Annotated in this window: 18 protein-coding genes; all 18 read right to left on the reverse strand. The window is 67.1% G+C overall.

Features of this window, described 5'->3' with window-relative positions; translation table 11 throughout:
- Window positions 1-3 precede the first annotated feature (3 nt).
- The 18 genes from rplB to rplA all read right to left on the reverse strand — a co-directional run bounded on the left by rplB (window position 4) and on the right by rplA (window position 20,564).
- Window positions 4-843 (reverse strand): 50S ribosomal protein L2, encoded by an 840-nt coding sequence (gene rplB, locus Q0Z83_RS40605; RefSeq protein WP_317788697.1) that lies wholly within the window; start codon window positions 841-843, stop codon window positions 4-6.
- 14 nt (window positions 844-857) lie between these two features.
- On the reverse strand, window positions 858-1,160 hold the full coding sequence (gene rplW, locus Q0Z83_RS40610) for a 50S ribosomal protein L23 (RefSeq protein WP_317788699.1): 303 nt from the start codon (window positions 1,158-1,160) through the stop codon (window positions 858-860).
- Window positions 1,157-1,804: a 50S ribosomal protein L4 gene (rplD, locus tag Q0Z83_RS40615; protein ID WP_317788700.1), complete on the reverse strand. Its 648-nt coding sequence runs from the start codon at window positions 1,802-1,804 to the stop codon at window positions 1,157-1,159. Before rplD ends, rplW begins: the two co-directional genes overlap by 4 nt.
- The gene (gene rplC / locus Q0Z83_RS40620) at window positions 1,801-2,460 is read right to left on the reverse strand and encodes a 50S ribosomal protein L3 (RefSeq protein WP_317788701.1); all 660 of its coding nucleotides are present in this window, start codon (window positions 2,458-2,460) and stop codon (window positions 1,801-1,803) included. The genes rplD and rplC overlap by 4 nt, the downstream gene beginning before the upstream one ends.
- A gap of 10 nt (window positions 2,461-2,470) precedes the next feature.
- Window positions 2,471-2,779: a 30S ribosomal protein S10 gene (rpsJ, locus tag Q0Z83_RS40625; RefSeq protein WP_007073037.1), complete on the reverse strand. Its 309-nt coding sequence runs from the start codon at window positions 2,777-2,779 to the stop codon at window positions 2,471-2,473.
- Between the two features lie 343 nt (window positions 2,780-3,122).
- Window positions 3,123-4,316 carry an elongation factor Tu gene (gene tuf, locus Q0Z83_RS40630; protein ID WP_093618762.1) on the reverse strand — a complete coding sequence of 398 codons (1,194 nt, stop codon included), beginning with the start codon at window positions 4,314-4,316 and terminating at the stop codon, window positions 3,123-3,125.
- 119 nt (window positions 4,317-4,435) lie between these two features.
- Window positions 4,436-6,532: an elongation factor G gene (gene fusA, locus Q0Z83_RS40635; protein WP_317788716.1), complete on the reverse strand. Its 2,097-nt coding sequence runs from the start codon at window positions 6,530-6,532 to the stop codon at window positions 4,436-4,438.
- 84 nt (window positions 6,533-6,616) lie between these two features.
- Window positions 6,617-7,087, reverse strand: coding sequence for a 30S ribosomal protein S7 (rpsG, locus tag Q0Z83_RS40640; protein WP_043531103.1), 471 nt, complete (start codon window positions 7,085-7,087; stop codon window positions 6,617-6,619).
- A gap of 1 nt (window position 7,088) precedes the next feature.
- Complete coding sequence (gene rpsL, locus Q0Z83_RS40645) at window positions 7,089-7,463, reverse strand: 30S ribosomal protein S12 (RefSeq protein ID WP_014440718.1); 375 nt, start codon at window positions 7,461-7,463, stop codon at window positions 7,089-7,091.
- A gap of 430 nt (window positions 7,464-7,893) precedes the next feature.
- Complete coding sequence (locus Q0Z83_RS40650; RefSeq protein ID WP_317788719.1) at window positions 7,894-8,418, reverse strand: hypothetical protein; 525 nt, start codon at window positions 8,416-8,418, stop codon at window positions 7,894-7,896.
- Between the two features lie 63 nt (window positions 8,419-8,481).
- Window positions 8,482-8,796 (reverse strand): hypothetical protein, encoded by a 315-nt coding sequence (locus Q0Z83_RS40655; protein ID WP_317797253.1) that lies wholly within the window; start codon window positions 8,794-8,796, stop codon window positions 8,482-8,484.
- A 98-nt stretch (window positions 8,797-8,894) separates the two neighbouring features.
- Entirely contained in the window at window positions 8,895-12,785 is a 3,891-nt protein-coding gene (locus Q0Z83_RS40660) for a DNA-directed RNA polymerase subunit beta' (protein ID WP_317788720.1), read from the reverse strand.
- 89 nt (window positions 12,786-12,874) lie between these two features.
- A complete protein-coding gene (rpoB, locus tag Q0Z83_RS40665) occupies window positions 12,875-16,315 on the reverse strand; it encodes a DNA-directed RNA polymerase subunit beta (protein ID WP_317788722.1) in 3,441 nt (1,146 codons plus the stop codon).
- Window positions 16,316-16,917: 602 nt separating this feature from the next.
- Window positions 16,918-17,301, reverse strand: coding sequence for a 50S ribosomal protein L7/L12 (gene rplL / locus Q0Z83_RS40670; RefSeq protein WP_317788724.1), 384 nt, complete (start codon window positions 17,299-17,301; stop codon window positions 16,918-16,920).
- A gap of 50 nt (window positions 17,302-17,351) precedes the next feature.
- On the reverse strand, window positions 17,352-17,897 hold the full coding sequence (rplJ, locus tag Q0Z83_RS40675) for a 50S ribosomal protein L10 (RefSeq protein ID WP_317788726.1): 546 nt from the start codon (window positions 17,895-17,897) through the stop codon (window positions 17,352-17,354).
- Window positions 17,898-18,273: 376 nt separating this feature from the next.
- Entirely contained in the window at window positions 18,274-18,972 is a 699-nt protein-coding gene (locus tag Q0Z83_RS40680) for a hypothetical protein (RefSeq protein ID WP_317788727.1), read from the reverse strand.
- Window positions 18,969-19,751, reverse strand: coding sequence for an ATP-binding cassette domain-containing protein (locus Q0Z83_RS40685; protein WP_317788728.1), 783 nt, complete (start codon window positions 19,749-19,751; stop codon window positions 18,969-18,971). The genes Q0Z83_RS40680 and Q0Z83_RS40685 overlap by 4 nt, the downstream gene beginning before the upstream one ends.
- Window positions 19,752-19,847: 96 nt before the next feature.
- Entirely contained in the window at window positions 19,848-20,564 is a 717-nt protein-coding gene (rplA, locus tag Q0Z83_RS40690) for a 50S ribosomal protein L1 (RefSeq protein WP_317788729.1), read from the reverse strand.
- Window positions 20,565-20,634 lie beyond the last annotated feature (70 nt).

A 20,634-nucleotide genomic window follows, 5' to 3' on the forward strand; every position in this document is an offset into this window, starting at 1 on the left:
CCGTTACCCGCGCTTGCGGGTGGCGTAGCGGCGGCGAACGATCAGCTTGTCGCTCTCCTGGCCCTTGCGGCGGGTACGGCCCTCCGGCTTACCAGCCGGGTTGACCGGGTGACGACCACCGGAGGTCTTACCCTCACCACCACCGTGCGGGTGGTCGACAGGGTTCATGGCGACACCACGGACGGTCGGGCGCTTGCCCTTCCACCGCATACGGCCGGCCTTACCCCAGTTGATGTTCGACTGCTCGGCGTTGCCGATCTCGCCGACCGTCGCGCGGCAGCGGATGTCGACGCGACGGATCTCACCGGAGGGCATACGCAGCGTGGCGTAGGCACCTTCACGGCCGAGCAGCTGGATGCCGACGCCGGCCGAGCGGGCCAGCTTGGCTCCACCGCCGGGACGAAGCTCCACACCGTGGATCGTCGTACCGACCGGGATGTTGCGCAGGGGAAGGTTGTTCCCCGGCTTGATGTCCGCGCCCACGCCCGACTCGACGCGGTCGCCCTGCTTCAGGTCCTTCGGCGCCAGGATGTAGCGCTTCTCACCATCGGCGTAGTGCAGCAGCGCGATGCGGGAGGTGCGGTTGGGGTCGTACTCGATGTGAGCGACCTTGGCCGGCACGCCGTCCTTGTCGTTCCGCTTGAAGTCGATCAGCCGGTACTGCCGCTTGTGGCCACCGCCCTGGTGCCGGGTGGTGATCCGGCCGTGGACGTTGCGGCCGCCCTTCTTGGGCAGCGGGACCAGCAGCGACTTCTCCGGCGTCGACCGAGTGATCTCGGCGAAGTCGGCGACGCTCGAGCCACGACGGCCCGGAGTGGTCGGCTTGTACTTACGGATTGCCATGATTCACAAACCCCTTAGCTGACCGGGCCGCCGAAGGCCTCGATACGGTCACCGTCAGCCAGCTTCACCATGGCGCGCTTGGTCGCCTTGCGCTGACCCCAACCGGTCTTGGTGCGCTTGCGCTTGCCCTCGCGGTTCGCCGTGTTCACGGTCAGCACGCGGACGTTGAAGATCTGCTGGATCGCGATCTTGATCTGGGTCTTGTTCGCGGTCGGGCTGACCTCGAACGTGTACCAGTTCTGGTCGAGAACGCTGTAGCTCTTCTCGGAGACCACCGGCGCGAAGATGATGTCGCGCGGGTCGGCGATCGTGCTCACTTGTCGCCCTCCTCGGACTTCTCGGTCCCGCCGAGGAACTCGTCGAGCGCGACCTTCGTGAAGACCACCTCGTCGGCGACCAGCACGTCGTACGTGTTGAGCTGGCCGGCCTCGATGAGGTGCACGGACGGCTCGTTGCGCAGCGACACCCAGTTCAGCTCGTCCTGGCTGTCCAGAACGACCAGGACCTTGGTGGTCTGGGTGACCTTCCGCAGCGTCGCCAGAGCGGCCTTGGTCGACGGCTTCTCGCCGGTGACGAAGGCCTCGACCACGTAGACGCGGCCGTCACGAGCCCGGTCGGAGAGGGCGCCACGCAGAGCGGCGGCCTTCATCTTCTTGGGGGTCCGCTGGCTGTAGTCGCGCGGCACGGGACCGTGCACGACGCCACCGCCGGTGAACTGCGGCGCGCGGATCGAGCCCTGACGGGCGCGACCGGTGCCCTTCTGCTTGTACGGCTTCTTGCCGCCGCCGGCGACCTCGCCGCGCGTCTTGGCCTTGTGCGTGCCCTGACGGGCCGCAGCCAGCTGCGCCACGACGACCTGGTGCATCAGCGGGATGTTCGCCTGAACGTCGAAGACGTTCGAGGGCAGGTCGACAGAGCCGGCCTTGGTGCCCTCCGCGTTGATCACGTCAACCGAGCTCACTTGGCACCACCCTTCGCGGTCTTCTTCGCGGCGGTGCGGACCAGGATCAGCGCGCCCTTGGGACCGGGCACCGCGCCACGGACCAGGATCAGGTTGCGCTCGGTGTCGACCGCCTGGATCACCAGGTTCTGCACGGTGAAGCGCTTGCCACCCATGCGACCGGCCATCTTGACACCCTTGAAGACGCGACCGGGGGTCGCGCAGGCGCCGATCGAGCCGGGCGAGCGGTGCTTGCGCTCGACACCGTGGCTCGCGCGCAGACCGTGGAAGCCGTGCCGCTTCATGACACCGGCGTAGCCCTTGCCCTTGGTCTTACCGGTGACGTCGACCGGCTGACCGGCCGCGAACGCCTCAACGGTGACTTCCTGCCCGAGCTCGTACTCGCTCGCGTCGACGGTGCGCAGCTCGACGACGTGACGGCGCGGCGAAACGCCGGCCTTGGCGAACTGGCCGCTCTCCGGCTTGTTCACCTTCCGCGGGTCGATGGCGCCGTACGCCAGCTGGACAGCCGCGTAGCCGTCCTTCTCATCGGTACGGACCTGGGTCACGACGCAAGGGCCGGCCTGAACCACGGTTACCGGGACGACCTTGTTGTTGTCCCAGACCTGGGTCATGCCGAGCTTGGCGCCCAGGATCCCCTTAACTTGCCTGTCCATTGTCCGGTCCCTACAGCTTGATCTCGATGTCGACGCCAGCCGGCAGGTCGAGGCGCATGAGCGAGTCGACCGTCTTCGGAGTCGGGTCGATGATGTCGATCAGACGCTTGTGCGTGCGCATCTCGAAGTGCTCGCGCGAGTCCTTGTACTTGTGCGGCGAACGGATCACGCAGAAACGGTTGATCTCCGTGGGCAGCGGCACCGGGCCCGCGACCTGCGCCCCGGTACGCGTCACCGTCTCGACGATCTTCCGCGCCGAGGAGTCGACGACCTCGTGGTCATAGGCCTTGAGCCGGATGCGGATCTTCTGTCCCGCCATGGTGGCTTCTGTTTCCTTCTCTCGATGCCGCTACCTGCGGAAGCGGGTAACCTCCGCATGCCCGCAGGACGGTTGGTCCTGCGTTGTCCGACCCCCGCGGTCGGGCGTGTCGCGCCCCTGGGCCGATGGAGCCCGGGCAGAGTGCATAGGCACTCCAGTCGATCACGGGGATCTGTGGTGTCGGGCGGCAAACAGAACACACCCGGACACCCGGCGAGGGTGGGTAACTGAACGAGCAGTGTTACCTCGGACAGCTACCCACCCCGCGCGGACGCAACCTGACTAGTATGCCGGATTGAATCCGGCAATGCTAATCGGGGTCACCTGAGGGCAGAACCCTCAATCACTTGTTGATCTTCGTGACCGTTCCGGCGCCGACGGTGCGGCCACCCTCACGGATCGCGAACTTCAGGCCCTGCTCCATGGCGATCGGCTGGATCAGCTTCACGGACATGGAGGTGGAGTCGCCGGGCATGACCATCTCGGTGCCCTCGGGCAGCGTGACGACGCCGGTGACGTCCGTGGTACGGAAGTAGAACTGCGGCCGGTAGTTCTGGAAGAACGGGGTGTGCCGGCCACCCTCCTCCTTGGAGAGGATGTAGACCTGGCCCTCGAACTCCGTGTGCGGAGTCGTGGTGCCCGGCTTCACGACGACCATGCCGCGCTCGACGTCCTCGCGCTTGATGCCGCGGAGCAGCAGACCGACGTTCTCACCCGCGCGGGCCTCGTCGAGCAGCTTGCGGAACATCTCGATGCCGGTGCAGACGGTCTTGGTCGACTTCTCGCGGATACCGACGATCTCGACCTCCTCGTTCGGCTTGAGGATGCCACGCTCGGCCCGGCCGGTGACGACGGTGCCACGACCGGTGATCGTGAACACGTCCTCGATCGGCATGAGGAACGGCTTCTCGGTCTCACGCTCGGGCTGCGGGATCGCGGTGTCGACCGCGTTCATCAGCTCGAGGAGCTTGCCGGTCCACTCGGGGTCACCCTCGAGGGCCTTGAGCGCCGAGACGCGAACGACCGGCAGGTCGTCGCCCGGGAACTCGTAGGTGCTGAGCAGCTCGCGGACCTCGAGCTCGACGAGCTCCAGGAGCTCCTCGTCCTCGACCATGTCGCTCTTGTTCAGGGCGACGACGATGTACGGAACGCCGACCTGGCGGGCCAGAAGCACGTGCTCCTTGGTCTGCGGCATCGGGCCGTCGGTCGCGGCGACCACCAGGATCGCGCCGTCCATCTGCGCGGCACCGGTGATCATGTTCTTGATGTAGTCGGCGTGGCCGGGGCAGTCCACGTGCGCGTAGTGGCGCGCCGCGGTCTGGTACTCGACGTGCGCGATCGAGATCGTGATACCACGGGCCTTCTCTTCAGGCGCCTTGTCGATCTCGTCGAACGGGGTGTACGGGTTCAGGTCCGGGAACTCGTCGTGCAGGACCTTCGTGATGGCCGCAGTCAGCGTCGTCTTACCGTGGTCGATGTGACCAATGGTGCCGATGTTGACGTGCGGCTTAGTCCGCTCGAACTTCGCCTTCGCCACTGGTGTCCTCCTGTGGACTGATCAATACTTTTCGCCCGGCACGCCCAGTAAGGCGCTCAGGACTCTGTCGACTGCTAGTGCACGTGCGGCCCTCGACAGGCCGCACGTGCCTCAACGCGTCAGGCGCCGGTGGCCTTAGCGATGATCTCCTTAGCCACGTTCTGAGGAACCTCGGCGTAGGAGTCGAACAGCATGCTGTAGCTCGCCCGGCCCGCAGTCTTCGACCGGAGGTCGCCGACGTAGCCGAACATCTCCGAGAGCGGGACCAGAGCCTTGACGACGCGGGCGCCGTGGCGCTCCTCCATCGACTGGATCATGCCACGCCGGGAGTTGAGGTCGCCGATGACGTCACCCATGTTGTCCTCAGGGGTGGTGACCTCGACGGCCATCATCGGCTCGAGGAGAGCCGGGTCGGCCTTGCGGGCCGCTTCCTTCATCGCCATCGAGCCGGCGATCTTGAACGCCATCTCGGACGAGTCGACCTCGTGGTACTGACCGTCCAGCAGCGTGAACTTGACGCCCACCAGCGGGTAGCCGGCGAGAACGCCGTACTGCAGCGAGTCCTGCGCGCCCGCGTCCACCGAGGGGATGAACTCCTTGGGGATACGGCCACCGGTGACGGCGTTGACGAACTCGTAGGTCGGGCCGTCAGCCTCGAGGCCCAGGGGCTCGACCTTGACGATGACCTTCGCGTACTGGCCGGAGCCACCGGTCTGCTTCTTGTGGACGTAGTCGAGCTTCTCCACGGTGCCGCGGATCGTCTCGCGGTACGCCACCTGCGGCTTACCGATGTTCGCCTCGACGCTGAACTCGCGACGCATCCGGTCGACCAGGATGTCCAGGTGGAGCTCGCCCATGCCGGCGATGATGGTCTGCCCGGTCTCCTCGTCGTTGAAGACGCGGAAGGTCGGGTCCTCCTCGGCCAGACGCTGGATCGCGGTGCCCAGCTTCTCCTGGTCCGACTTGGTCTTCGGCTCGATGGCGACCTGGATGACCGGCTCCGGGAAGGTCATCGACTCCAGGATGACCGGCTTGGCCGGGTCGCTGAGCGTGTCACCGGTGGTGGTCTGCTTCAGACCCTGGACGGCGATGATGTCGCCGGCCTGCGCGGTGTTGCGCTCCTCACGCTTGTTCGCGTGCATCTGGTAGATCTTGCCGATCCGCTCCTTGCGGTCCTTGGTGGAGTTGACCACCTGGGTACCGGTCTCGAGCGTGCCGGAGTAGACCCGGACATAGGTCAGCTTGCCGAGGTGCTTGTCGGTCTGGATCTTGAAGGCCAGCGCCGAGAAGGGCTCGTCGTTCGACGGCTTCCGCTGCATCGGCGTCTCGCCGTCGGTCGCGGTGCCCTCGATGGCCGGGATGTCCAGCGGCGACGGCAGGAACTCGACAACGGCGTCCAGCATCGGCTGCACACCCTTGTTCTTGAACGCCGAGCCACAGAGGACCGGGTTGGCCTTGCTGGCGATCGTGGCGCGCCGGGTGGCGGCCTTGATCTCCTCGACCGAAACCTCTTCGCCCTCGAGGTACTTCTCCATCACGGCGTCGTCGACGTCCGCGAGGGTCTCGATGAGCTTCTCGCGCCACTCGGCGGCCTGGTCGGCGAGGTCCGCCGGGATCTCCTCGATGGCGTAGTCCTCACCCTTCTGGGTCTCACCACGCCAGGTGAGGGCACGCATTTCGATCAGGTCGACGACACCGATGTGGTCGCCCTCGAGCCCGATCGGGATCTGCAGGACCAGCGGAGTCGCGTTGAGCCGGTCGATCATCATCTGAACGCAGCGGAAGAAGTCCGCGCCGGTCCGGTCCAGCTTGTTGACGAAGCACATCCGGGGGACGTTGTACTTGTCCGCCTGACGCCAGACGTTCTCGGTCTGGGGCTCCACGCCGGCAACGCCGTCGTAGACCGCCACCGCGCCGTCGAGCACGCGCAGCGACCGCTCGACCTCGACCGTGAAGTCGACGTGGCCGGGCGTGTCGATGATCTGGATCGTGTGACCCTTCCACTCGCACTTGGTGGCGGCGGAAGTGATGGTGATACCGCGCTCCTGCTCCTGCTCCATCCAGTCCATGACGGCGGCGCCCTCGTGGACCTCACCGATCTTGTACGTGATGCCGGTGTAGAACAGGATTCGCTCGGTCGTCGTGGTCTTACCAGCGTCGATGTGCGCCATGATGCCGATGTTGCGTACCTTGGCGAGCGCGTCTGCGGCGGCCACTTCCATCCCTACTTTTCTTCGTCGTCGTCTCGTGGACCGGTACGACTGCCATGGCCCGGCGATGTGCCGGGCCTCAGCAGGGTCTTACCAGCGGTAGTGCGCGAAGGCCTTGTTGGACTCCGCCATCTTGTGAGTGTCCTCGCGACGCTTGACCGCGGCGCCGAGGCCGTTGCTGGCGTCGAGCAGCTCGTTCTGGAGGCGCTCGATCATGGTCTTCTCACGGCGGGCCTTGGAGTACTGGACCAGCCAGCGCAGACCGAGAGTGGTCTGACGCGGGGTACGGACCTCGACCGGAACCTGGTAGGTCGCGCCACCGACACGGCGGCTGCGAACCTCGAGGGTCGGCTTGACGTTGTCCATGGCCCGCTTGAGGATCACCACGGGGTCGGTGCCGCTCTTCTCGCGGGCGCCTTCCAGGGCTCCGTACACGATGCGCTCGGCGAGCTGACGCTTGCCGCCGATCAGGATCTTGTTGACCAGCTGCGTTACCAGCGGGGAGTTGTACACCGGGTCAGCGACCACAGGGTGGCGCGGAGCGGGTCCCTTACGCGGCATGTCAGCTCTTCTCCTTCTTCGCGCCGTAACGGCTGCGGGCCTGCTTGCGGTTCCGGACGCCCTGGGTGTCCAGCGAACCACGAACGATCTTGTAGCGGACGCCCGGAAGGTCCTTCACACGACCACCACGCACGAGCACGATCGAGTGCTCCTGGAGGTTGTGGCCGACGCCCGGGATGTACGCCGTCACCTCGATCTGGCTGCTGAGCTTCACACGAGCGACCTTGCGCAGCGCAGAGTTCGGCTTCTTGGGGGTAGTGGTGTACACGCGCGTGCACACGCCGCGCCGCTGAGGACTTCCCTTCAGCGCCGGCGTCTTCGTCTTGCTCGTCTTCGCCTGGCGGCCCTTGCGGACCAGCTGCTGGATCGTGGGCACCGGGTTTCTCCGCTCCCTTCGGCCGCTTCCTGTAATACGGCCGCACCGTGTATTTCTGCCTCTGTGTGCGGACCTCTCCCCGGTGGGGAGTGTCCCGCACCCGCGGTCGGGCGTGTCGTCCGGCTCACGGTCCCGACGCGCGTGAAAGGTTCACGCGCCCCGGATGTTGTCTGTGTGAACAGAGCTCTTCATGAGCCCTGCCCGTCGTGGTGCTGTAACCCGTCGCACGTTCCGAAACGGGTGCACGCACGAGTTGCCCGGGCGAGCCCGGGCACGAGGGGAAAGACTACCCACCCTGCGCACCCAGGTCAAAATGAGCCCAGGCTCCCACGATGGACATCTCCGTATACCAGTGTACCGGGTACTCCTGCGTGCCATCCCTGCGGTGCCGGATCTGCGCTTTCCGCACTGTCACAACAGCGTTGAGCACTCAGGACAGCTGCACCGCCAGACCCAACCCGAGCGCCAGCACCGACAGTGCGGCACCGGTGATCCCGCACACGATGCCGGACGTGCTCAGACCACGCCCGGTGAACCGAACCCGGCCGGGCACCGGCGGCCTGCTGATCTGCCGGCGAGCCACCACACCGAGAGTCACCGCACCCGCGCAGGCCATCACGCTGAGCAACGTGAACGCCCCGGCGGTCCAGCCGCCCCAGCCCTCCTCCGCGCCGGTCAGCCCGAAGCAGAACACCGCCAACGAGACCAGGATCGCACCGATGCCGGCCACCAGCGACCCGATCGCCGCACCCGAGGTGATCGGCGGCACCTGAAGGTGCACCAGACCGAACCCCGTCCCGGTCACCTGGTCCACCCGCTCCGGCTGCCACGACGTCGAGGCGGGCGGTGGCGGCTGCACGTAGCCGTAGGGCGATCCATACGGAGCGGGGGGCGCGCTGTACGGCGACGGCGGGCCGAACGACGGCTGGTACGGCGGGCCCGGTGGATACGTCATATCGAAAGCATGTCACCCATACGGGCCGCGCTGCAGCCCACCCTGTGCGGCCGGGCGCCCGTCTCAGTCGGTGCCGGGTGCGAAGTCCTGCCCGGCCGGCGCGGCGGCCAGGTGCAGCAGCCCGGCGATCAGCAGCACCACCAGCGCGGTCAGCGCCAGCACCAGGCCGACCCAGGCCAGTCGCTGCCCACGTCGGATCCAGGCCGAGCCGGTCAGATAGCCGCCCGCCGCATAGGCCTGACGGGCCGACTGGCGGGCCAGCAGAAGCGCCAGGGTGGCCGGGATCACCCCGCCCACGAACGGGCCGGTGAGTAGACCCACCAGGCCGAGCGCGAAAACGGCCCGCGCCTTGGTCGACGGCACCGGCTCCGGGTCCATCGGGTGACGGGTGGGTACGACGGGAAGAGTCACCAACCCATCTTAGGAACGCCCATGGGGCGGCCGCGCCATGCGCGACCGCCCCATGTGGAGAACCCTTAGCGGTACGACCCGAAGTCGAAGTCGTCCAGCGGCACAGCCTGCCCGCTGGCCGGCCCGAAGCCGTAGTCGGTCTCCGGGTACCCGGTCATCGAGTACACCTTGGCCTTGGCCTCCTCGGTCGGCTCGACCCGGATGTTGCGGTACTTGGAGATACCGGTACCGGCCGGGATGAGCTTACCGATGATGACGTTCTCCTTGAGGCCCACCAGCGAGTCGCTGCGCGAGTTGATCGCAGCGTCGGTGAGCACCCGGGTGGTCTCCTGGAAGGAGGCCGCCGAGAGCCAGGAGTCGGTCGCCAGCGAGGCCTTGGTGATACCCATCAGCACCGGACGACCGGCGGCGGGCTCGCCACCCTCGCCCACGAGCCGGCGGTTCTCCGACTCGAAGAGCGCCCGGTCGACCAGGATGCCCGGCAGGAACTCGGTCGCGCCGGAGTCGATGACCGTCACCCGCTTGAGCATCTGGCGGATGATGATCTCGATGTGCTTGTCGTGGATGAGCACACCCTGCGAGCGGTAGACCTCCTGGACCTCACTGGTCAGGTGGACCTGGACCGCGCGCGGGCCCATGATGCGCAGCAGCTCGTGCGGGTCGATGGTGCCCTCGGTGAGCTTCTCGCCGACGCCGACGTGGCCGCCGTCCGGGATGCGCAGCTTGACGCGCTTGGAGATCTTGTCGTACACGATCTCCTCGCTGCCGTCGTCCGGCACCACGATGATCTTGCGCGAGCGCTCGCCGTCCTCGATCCGCACGCGGCCCGGGGTGTCGGCGATGGGCGCCTTGCCCTTCGGCACGCGGGCCTCGAAGATCTCCTGCACACGAGGCAGACCCTGGGTGATGTCCTCACCCGCGACACCACCGGTGTGGAAGGTTCGCATCGTCAGCTGCGTGCCGGGCTCACCGATGGACTGGGCCGCGATGATGCCGACGGCCTCGCCGATGTCGACCGACTTGCCGGTCGGCAGCGAGCGGCCGTAGCAGGCCGCGCAGACGCCCAGCTTCGACTCACAGGTGAGCACGCTGCGGACCCGGACCGTCTCGACACCGGCGGCGACCAGCTGGTCGACCAGGATCGAGTTGAGGTCCGCGCCCCGCGGCACCACGAGGTTGCCGTTCTGGTCGCTGATGTTGTCGGCCAGCGTCCGGGCGTGCACACCGGTCTCGGCGTGCACGTGCACGACCAGCTTGCCGTCCGCCTCGCGCTCGCCCACCTGCATCGGGATCGCGCGCTCGGTGCCGCAGTCCTCTTCGCGGATGATGACGTCCTGCGAGACGTCCACCAGACGACGGGTCAGGTAACCCGAGTCGGCGGTACGCAGCGCGGTGTCGGCCAGACCCTTACGGGCACCGTGCGTGGAGATGAAGTACTCCAGAACGGTCAGACCCTCACGGTACGACGAGGTGATCGGGCGCGGGATGATCTCGCCCTTGGGGTTGGCCACCAGACCACGGATCGCGGCGATCTGCCGGAGCTGGAGGAGGTTACCGCGGGCGCCGGAGTTGATCATGACCCAGAGCGGGTTCTCCTGCGGCAGCGCGGTCTCCATCTCCTTGGAGATCTCGTTGGTCGCCTTGGTCCAGATGTCGATGAGCTCGCTACGACGCTCCTCGGAGGTGATCAGACCGCGCTGGTACTGCTTGTCGATCTGGTCGGCCTCGCCCTGGTAGCGCTGCAGGATCTCCGGCTTGCGCGGAGGGCCGATGACGTCGCCCATGCCGATCGTCACACCGGACCAGGTGGCCCAGTGGAAGCCGGCCTCCTTGAGCGCGTCCAGGGTCGCGGCCAGGGCGACCTTGGGGAAGCGCTCGGCCAGGTCGTTGACGATCGCCGACAGCTGACCCTTGCGGATCTCGTAGTTGACGAACCGGTACCCCGGCGGCAGCGTCTCGTTGAAGATGACCCGGCCCAGGGTGGTCTCGACCAGGACCTGGTCGCCCTCCACCCAGTCCTCGGGCGCGACCCAGGTCTCGCCCTTGGCGCCGTTGTCGACTCCGATGACCTCGCGCAGGCGGACCTTGATGGACGCCTGCAGGTGCAGCTCGCCGTTGTCGAACGCCATCCGGGCCTCGGCGTCCGAGCTGAACACCCGGCCCTCACCCTTGGCACCCGCCGTCTGGTGGGTCAGGTGGTACAGGCCGATGACCATGTCCTGGGTGGGCATGGTGACCGGCTTGCCGTCGGCCGGCTTGAGGATGTTGTTCGACGACAGCATCAGGATCCGGGCCTCGGCCTGAGCCTCGGCCGACAGCGGCACGTGGACCGCCATCTGGTCACCGTCGAAGTCCGCGTTGAACGCGGTGCAGACGAGCGGGTGGATCTGGATGGCCTTGCCCTCGACCAGCTGCGGCTCGAAGGCCTGGATGCCGAGGCGGTGCAGGGTGGGCGCACGGTTCAGCAGAACCGGGTGCTCACTGATGACCTCTTCGAGGACGTCCCACACGACCGGGCGCTGCCGCTCGACCATCCGCTTGGCGGACTTGATGTTCTGCGCGTGGTTCAGGTCGACCAGGCGCTTCATCACGAACGGCTTGAACAGCTCCAGCGCCATCTGCTTCGGCAGGCCGCACTGGTGCAGCTTGAGCCGGGGGCCGACGACGATGACGGAACGACCGGAGTAGTCGACCCGCTTGCCGAGCAGGTTCTGACGGAACCGGCCCTGCTTGCCCTTGAGCATGTCGGAGAGCGACTTCAGCGGGCGGTTACCCGGACCGGTGACCGGCCGGCCACGACGGCCGTTGTCGAACAGCGCGTCGACGGCCTCCTGGAGCATCCGCTTCTCGTTGTTGACGATGATCTCGGGCGCGCCGAGGTCGATCAGTCGCTTGAGGCGGTTGTTCCGGTTGATGACCCGGCGGTACAGGTCGTTCAGGTCGGAAGTCGCGAAACGGCCACCGTCGAGCTGCACCATCGGGCGCAGGTCCGGCGGGATGACCGGGACGCAGTCCAGGACCATGCCGAGCGGCGAGTTGCGGGTGTTCAGGAACGCCGCGACGACCTTGAGCCGCTTGAGCGCCCGGATCTTCCGCTGGCCCTTACCGGTGCGGATGATCTCCCGAAGGTTCTCCGCCTCGGCGTCCAGGTCCATGTTCTCGAGCAGGGCCTTGATGGCCTCGGCACCCATGCCACCGGTGAAGTACTCACCGAAGCGGTCGCGCAGCTCGCGGTAGAGCAGCTCGTCGGTGACCAGCTGCTTGGAGTCGAGCTTGCGGAAGGTGTCGAGCACCTCGTCGAGGCGGTCGATCTCGCGCTGGGCCTTGTCCCGGATCTGGCGCATCTCGCGCTCGCCGGCTTCCTTGACCTTGCGGCGCACGTCGGCCTTGGCACCCTCGGCCTCGAGCTCGGCGAGATCCTGCTCCAGCTTGGCGGCCCGCTTCTCGATCTCCGAGTCACGGCCGTTCTCGGACTGGCGCTTCTCGGCGAAGATCTCGTTCTCGATGGTGGACATGTCACGGTGACGCGACTCGGCGTCAACGCTCGTGACCACGTACGAGGCGAAGTAAATGATCTTCTCGAGGTCCTTGGGGGCCAGGTCGAGCAGGTACCCGAGCCGACTGGGGACGCCCTTGAAGTACCAGATGTGGGTGACGGATGCGGCCAGCTCGATGTGGCCCATGCGCTCACGCCGGACCTTGGAGCGGGTCACCTCGACGCCACAGCGCTCACAGATGATGCCCTTGAACCGGACGCGCTTGTACTTACCGCAGTAGCACTCCCAGTCCCGCTGCGGACCGAAGATCTTCTCGCAGAAGAGTCCGTCCTTCTCGGGCTTGAGGGTGCGGTAGTTGATCGTCTCGGGCTTCTTGACCTCGCCGTGCGACCACTGCCGGATATCGTCAGCGGTAGCAAGGCCGATGCGCAACTCGTCGAAGAAGTTGACGTCGAGCACTTGGACTATCCCTCGTGTTTCGTTGCTCGGGTGAATTCAAGGCCGGCGGGTGGCGGCCCCGGGCTCATAGAGCCGGGGGCCGCCTTCCGTCAGATCTCCTCGACGCTGCTGACGCCCTCGTTCGGGCGACGCGACAGGTCGATACCGAGTTCCTCCGCGGCCCGGAAGACCTCGTCGTCGGTCTCACGCATCTCGAGCGCCACACCGTCGCTGGACAGCACCTCGACGTTCAGGCACAGCGACTGGAGCTCCTTGAGAAGCACCTTGAACGACTCCGGGATTCCCGGCTCCGGGATGTTCTCGCCCTTGACGATGGCCTCGTAGACCTTCACTCGGCCGAGGACGTCGTCGGACTTGATGGTGAGCAGCTCCTGCAGGGCGTACGCCGCCCCGTAGGCCTGCATGGCCCAGCACTCCATCTCGCCGAACCGCTGGCCACCGAACTGCGCCTTACCACCAAGCGGCTGCTGGGTGATCATCGAGTACGGGCCGGTCGACCGAGCGTGGATCTTGTCGTCGACCAGGTGGTTCAGCTTGAGGATGTAGACGTAGCCGACCGAGATCGGGTCCGGCAGCGGCTCACCGGAGCGGCCGTCGAACAGCTGCGCCTTGCCGTCGCCGTTGACCAGCCGCTTACCGTCGCGGTTGACCAGCGTCGACTCGAGCAGACCCTTGATCTCCTCCTCCTGGGCACCGTCGAAGACCGGGGTCGCGACGTTGCTGTCGGCGGGGGACTCGTGGGCCTCGATCGACCGGAGCTGGCGCTTCCAGTCCTCGTCCTCGCCCTCGACCTCCCAGCCGGTCTTGGCGATCCACCCGAGGTGGGTCTCCAGAACCTGGCCGATGTTCATACGCGAGGGCACACCGAGCGGGTTGAGCACGATGTCGACCGGGGTGCCGTCCTCCAGGAACGGCATGTCCTCGACCGGCAGGATCTTGGAGATGACGCCCTTGTTGCCGTGCCGGCCGGCGAGCTTGTCACCGTCCTGGATCTTCCGCTTCTGGGCGACGTAGACCCGGACCAGCTCGTTCACGCCGGGGGGCAGCTCGTCGCCGTCCTCGCGGGAGAACGTCCGGACACCGATGACGGTGCCGGTCTCGCCGTGCGGAACCTTCAGCGAGGTGTCCCGGACCTCCCGGGCCTTCTCACCGAAGATCGCGCGGAGCAGGCGCTCCTCCGGGGTCAGCTCGGTCTCACCCTTGGGCGTGACCTTGCCGACCAGGATGTCGCCGGGAACGACCTCGGCACCGATCCGGATGATGCCGCGCTCGTCCAGGTCGGCCAGCATCTCTTCGCTGACGTTCGGGATGTCGCGGGTGATCTCTTCCGGGCCGAGCTTGGTGTCACGGGCGTCGACCTCGTGCTCCTCGATGTGGATCGAGGTGAGGACGTCCTGCTGCACGAGGCGCTGCGACAGGATGATCGCGTCCTCGTAGTTGTGGCCTTCCCAGCACATGAACGCGACCAGGAGGTTGCGGCCGAGGGCCATCTCACCCTCGTCGGTGCAGGGACCGTCGGCGATGACCTGGCCGGCCTCGACCCGGTCACCCTCGAACACGATCGGCTTCTGGTTGACGCAGGAGCCGGCGTTCGAGCGGCGGAACTTGTGCAGCAGGTAGGTACGGCGGTGGCCGTCGTCCTGGTGGACCGTCACGTAGTCGGCGCACAGGTCCTCGACCACGCCGCCGACCTCGGCGACGACCACGTCACCGGCGTCGACCGCGGCGCGGTACTCCATGCCGGTGCCGACCAGCGGCGACTCGGCCTTGACCAGCGGAACGGCCTGACGCTGCATGTTCGCGCCCATGAGGGCACGGTTGGCGTCGTCGTGCTCGAGGAAGGGGATCATCGCGGTCGCGACCGAGGTCATCTGTCGCGGCGAGACGTCCATGTAGTCGACCTCGGTGCCGGGCACGTAGTCGACCTCACCGCCCTTACGGCGGACCAGGACGCGGTCCTCGGCGAAGGTGCCGTCGCTGGACAGCACGGCGTTCGCCTGGGCCTTGATGAACCGGTCCTCCTCGTCGGCGGTGAGGTAGTGCACCTCGTCGCTGACGACACCGTTGTCGACCTTCCGGTACGGCGTCTCGATGAAGCCGAACGGGTTGACCCGCGCGAACGTCGAGAGGGCACCGATCAGACCGATGTTCGGGCCTTCGGGCGTCTCGATCGGGCACATCCGGCCGTAGTGGGACGGGTGCACGTCGCGAACCTCGAAGCCGGCCCGCTCACGGCTCAGACCACCGGGACCCAGCGCCGACAGACGGCGGCGGTGGGTCAGACCCGCGAGCGGGTTGGTCTGGTCCATGAACTGCGACAGCTGCGAGGTGCCGAAGAACTCCTTGATCGCGGCCACGACGGGCCGGATGTTGATCAGGGTCTGCGGGGTGATCGCCTCGACGTCCTGGGTGGTCATCCGCTCGCGGACGACGCGCTCCATCCGGGAGAGGCCCACGCGGACCTGGTTCTGGATGAGCTCGCCGACCGTACGCAGACGCCGGTTGCCGAAGTGGTCGATGTCGTCCGCTTCGTAACCGTCCTCACCGGCGTGCAGCCGGCAGAGGTATTCCACGGTCTTGACGATGTCTTCCTCGGAGAGCGTGCCCCGGACGATCGGGACGTCGATCTCGAGCTTCTTGTTGAACTTGTAACGGCCGACCTTGGCGACGTCGTACCTCTTCGGGTTGAAGAAGAGGTTGTCGAGCAGGGTCTGGGCGTTCTCGCGCGTCGGCGGCTCGCCAGGACGCAGCTTGCGGTAGATGTCCAACAGGGCCTCGTCCTGCCCCGCGATGTGGTCCTTCTCCAGCGTCGTCATGAGAAGCTCGGACCAGCCGAACCGCTCACGGATCTGGTCGGCGGACCAGCCGATCGCCTTCAGCAGGACGGTGACGGCCTGCCGGCGCTTACGGTCGATGCGGACACCGACGGTGTCGCGCTTGTCGATGTCGAACTCCAGCCAGGCACCCCGGCTCGGGATGACCTTGACGCTGGTGAGGTCGCGGTCGGAGGTCTTGTCCGGCTCCTTGGTGAAGTACACGCCCGGCGAACGGACGAGCTGACTCACCACGACCCGCTCGGTGCCGTTGATGACGAACGTCCCCTTGGGGGTCATCATCGGGAAGTCACCCATGAACACGGTCTGGCTCTTGATCTCGCCAGTGGTGTTGTTGGTGAACTCCGCGGTCACGAACAGCGGGGCACAGTAGGTCAGGTCCTTCTCCTTGCACTCCTCGATCGAGGCCTTGACCTCGTCGAAGCGCGGAGATGAGAAGGACAGCGACATGGTGCCGGAGAAGTCCTCAATGGGACTGATCTCTTCGAGGATCTCTGCGAGGCCCGAGTGGGCGTGCGGGTCGTCCGTCGTCCGGGCCTGCCAAGCCTCGTTGCCGACCAGCCAGTCGAACGACTCCGTCTGGAGGGCGAGGAGGTTGGGGACCTCTAGCTGCTCGGTGATCCGGCCGAAAGAGACCCGGCGGGGTGCGTAAGCGCTCGACGTACGGCTGGTCTTCGCAGGGCGGGAAGCTGCCAAGATGCGTCCTTCCGAGGACCGGTGCTGCTATGCGGCTGAGTTGCTGGTGCAACTGGTCTGCGTGCACTCCAATGAGCCCCCAAGAGAGTTATCCACATGGATATCTCAGTCGAAGGCAAGGCAGAAGGCAGCGCAAACTAGCAGTGTAGCCGCTCGGCTAACCGCTGTCCAGCCCCACACCCGAGGTTGCCTGCGGAACGTGTCCCCATCGCCGCTGACCTGCGCATCCGCGGTCAGTGCCGTGACGGGGCCGCTCAAGAAACGCGGCGATCTCCTCTGGTGCCGGTCCGACGGGTATCGGTGGTGAACCCCCGTTACCCATAGGGCGGCTGTCGCAAGCGCGGAAACTTGCTGATGTCAGCGTGCCTGCCCGCCGACACACAGTCAAGGGCTGTGCCGCGGGTCGGACGGCCGCGGTCATCCGCCCGACACACCAAACGGACCTTAGCGCATGATTTGCGAGCTTTGGCAGTCTTTGCCGTCGAGGTCGACAGCCCTGCCAGCGGGCAGCCCTGAGCTGCCTGAACAAACTCTGCGAACGACAACGGCGGGGATCCGTTACGGATCCCCGCCATTGAAGCAGAACGCTGTGGAGCGTTAGATCACTTGAGGGTGACCTTCGCGCCCTCGCCCTCGAGCTTGGCCTTGGCGGCCTCGGCCTTCTCCTTGTTGACACCCTCGAGGATCGCCTTGGGGGCGGACTCGACGGCGTCCTTGGCCTCCTTGAGGCCCAGGCCGGTCAGCTCACGCACGACCTTGATGACCTGGATCTTCTTGCCACCGTCGCCCTCGAGGACAACGTCGAACGAGTCCTTCTCCTCGGGAGCGTCGGTAACGGCGCCGGGGCCGGCCGGGCCGGCGATCGCGACGGGAGCGGCAGCCTTGACGTCGAAGACGTCCTCGAACTGCTTCACGAACTCGGAGAGCTCGATGAGGGTCATCTCCTTGAAGGCCTCGAGCAGGTCTTCAGTGCTGATCTTCGCCATGATGGCAACCTTTCCTAAGAACTTTGACGTTTAACGGTTCGCGCGAGGCCTCAGGCCTCGGCAGAACCGGCCTGCTCGCGCTGCGCCCGCAGAGCCTCGACCGTGCGCACCGTCTTGGTGAGGGGCGCCTGGAACGTGGCAGCGGCCTTGCTGAGGTTCGCCTTCATGGCGCCGGCCAGCTTGGCCAGCAGCACCTCACGGGACTCGAGGTCAGCAAGCTTGTTGACCTCGTCCGCCGTGATGGCCTTGCCCTCGAAGACACCGCCCTTGATGACCAGAACGGGGTGGGCCTTGGCGAAGGCACGAAGGCCCTTGGCCGCCTCGACCACGTCACCGTTCACGAAGGCGAGCGCGGTAGGACCGGTGAACAGCGCGTCGAGACCCTCGATACCCGCGTCGTTCGCAGCACGCTTCGCCAGCGTGTTCTTGGCGACGGCGTACTTGTTCTCGCCGCCCAGCGACCGCCGCAGCTCAGTGAGCTGCTTCACGGTGAGGCCGCGGTATTCGGTCAACACGGTGGCCGCCGAGTCACGGAAGTGATCCGTGAGCTCTGCAACGGCCGAAGCCTTGTCGGCCCGGACCGGCTTGTCCGCCATGTCCCTCCTCTCTCAGTGCTTCAGCCACTGGTCGAGAGGGTCCGCAAGAAAAAGCAAAACGCCCCGGCACAAGGGCACGGGGCGGACTCGAACACACGCGCACGGGCGCGGCCGACGATCACGAACCGTTCTCCCCTGCACGGGTCGCCCGCTTTCAGCGGGACCTTCGGCCGCGGCGTCCGTCGTGATGACGGTCGCTGCGGCGACCAGCGGTCTATGGGTGGAACTTCAAGACGAAAGAGTACGCGGACCCGCCGCCGAAAACCAAATCGACCCCGTCCCGCCCTTCCCGGAGGGTCGGCGCCGCCCGAAACGAGCAAGGAAGAGCCGACCGCGCGTCGTCGCGGAGAGGACGGGACGGGGTCAGGTGGGCCGGTCAGGAACGGTCGCGGCGTAGGCGGGCGTAGCCGGTCAGGACTGCGGTGCACCACAGGGCCGCCCACAGGACCAGGATGGTCAGGTCCACCGCGGTCGGGGCGACGCGGCCGCTCAGTGCCCGGGACGTCGCCATCACCGGCGGCGCCAGCCAGGGGGCGATCGAGCCGCTCAGGCCCAGCACGACCGTCAGGATCGAGCCGCTCACCAGGATCGCCACGCCCGGCAGGATCCGGCGGGTGACGGCCCGGCTGGCCAGGGCACCCAGCGCCACCGCGGCGACGACGGCCAGGACATGCGCCAGGACGCCGAGGAGTACGCCCACGGGCAGACTCGGCTCCAGCGAGCCCGGCTCGGGGCCCCGGATGGCGCGGAACGGCAGCGGCGCCAGCATCCCCAGCACGCACACCCCGACGCAGAGGACCGCGGCGGCGAGCAGGCCGGCGGTGGCCTCCCGGACCGGACCGACGGCCAGGCGGGCCAGTCGACGCTGAGCGTCCGGCTCGGTGTCCAGCACCAGCTTGGTGAGCCAGGCCAGGATCGGGAAGAGGCAGGCCGCGGAGTAGCTGTAGGCGGCCGAGGCCGACGAGGGGCCGCCGCTGTACAGGATGAACAGGACGGCCAGCACGGCGATCAGGGGTGCGGTGGCCCGGCCGCCGTGCACGAACCCGTTCAGCCGCATTCGGGTAAGCGCGATCACCACTGCTCCCCCGTCCGCTCCGACACCGTTGTGGGGTGCTCCGGCCGTACCGCTGCCGAATGGAACTCCCGGACCCGCAGGACACGGTGACCGGCCGCACGAAGCCGGTCCACCGCGGTGGTCGCGTCCTGTCGCGGCACCGCGACCTCGATCACCACCTCGTCGGTCTCCGCCGGCGTCGCGTCGATCTGAAGGGCGCCGTCGGCGACCGTCCAGTGCAGCGCGCCGGGCAGGTTGGCGATCTCCCCGCGGTGATCGCTGACCAGCACCGTTCCGCCCACGGCGGTGACCTCGGCGACGATCTGCGGGATCAACTCTCGGGACGGGGCGTCCAGGCCCTCCCAGGGTTCGTCCAGGACCAGCAGACCCGGCGGGGTGAGCAGCGCCTGGGCGAGGCCGACCTTCTGCGCGGTGCCCTTGGACAGCTCGGCGAGCGGGGTGTCGGCGTGCGCGGTGAGCCCCAGACGGTCGATCCAGGGGTCGGCGGTGGTCGGTGGCAGGCCCCGGACCTCGGCCATCGCGCTCAGATAGCCGAACGTGGTGAACGGCTGGGCGGCCGGGAAACGCTCCGGGACCCAGCCGACGACAGCCGGCCGGTCGCGGACCGCGCCGCGGGTCGGGCGCAGCACACCGGCGGCCAGCTGGAGCAACGTGGACTTGCCGGCCCCGTTGCGGCCGAGGACCACGATCGTCCGGCCCGGTTCGATGGTGGCGTCGACCTCGTGCAGTGTCCACGGGGCGCGGCGGGCGTACCGGAACCAGACATCGTCGAAACGCACGGCCGACAGCCTGCCACAGACCGTGCCCCGAACGCAGGCCGGAAATGCGTCGAGCCCCCGGAGAGGTCCCCCGGGGGCTCGACGTGAAGCGGTATGTCAGGCGTTGGTCTCGCCGTGCAGGTTCTTCTGCACGTTCGGGTCGACCTGGACGCCGGGGCCCATCGTGGTGGCGATGGTGACCTTCTTCAGGTACTTGCCCTTGGCCGCCGACGGCTTCGACCGCAGGACCTCGTCGAGGACCGCGGCGTAGTTGTCGATCAGCTGCTCCGGCGAGAAGGACGCCTTGCCGATGATCAGGTGCAGGTTCGAGTGCTTGTCCACCCGGAAGGTGATCTTGCCGCCCTTGATCTCGTTGACGGCCTTGGTCACGTCGACGGTGACGGTGCCGGTCTTCGGGTTCGGCATGAGGCCACGCGGGCCGAGGATCCGGGCGATCCGGCCGATCTTGGCCATCTGGTCCGGCGTCGCGATCGCGGCGTCGAAGTCCAGCCAGCCACCCTGGATCCGGGCCACGAGCTCGTCGGTCCCGACCTCGTCGGCGCCGGCCGCGACGGCCTCCTCGGCCTTCGCGCCCTGGGCGAACACGATGACGCGGGCGGTCTTACCGGTGCCGTGCGGCAGGTTGACGGTGCCGCGGACCATCTGGTCGGCCTTACGCGGGTCGACACCGAGGCGCATCGCGACCTCGACGGTGGCGTCGAACTTGCTCGGGCTGGTCTCCTTGGCGAGAGTGATCGCGTCCTTCGGCTCGTAGAGCTTGTTGGCGTCGATCTTCTCCTGGGCGGCGCGGTACGCCTTGCTGCGCTGTGCCATGACTACTTACTCCTGTGGTTGATGGCGGGGCCCCACGACGGAGGCCCCTCCCACTGATATCGCCGGGGAT

It is taken from the genome of Actinoplanes sichuanensis (assembly GCF_033097365.1).
Taxonomy (GTDB): domain Bacteria; phylum Actinomycetota; class Actinomycetes; order Mycobacteriales; family Micromonosporaceae; genus Actinoplanes; species Actinoplanes sichuanensis.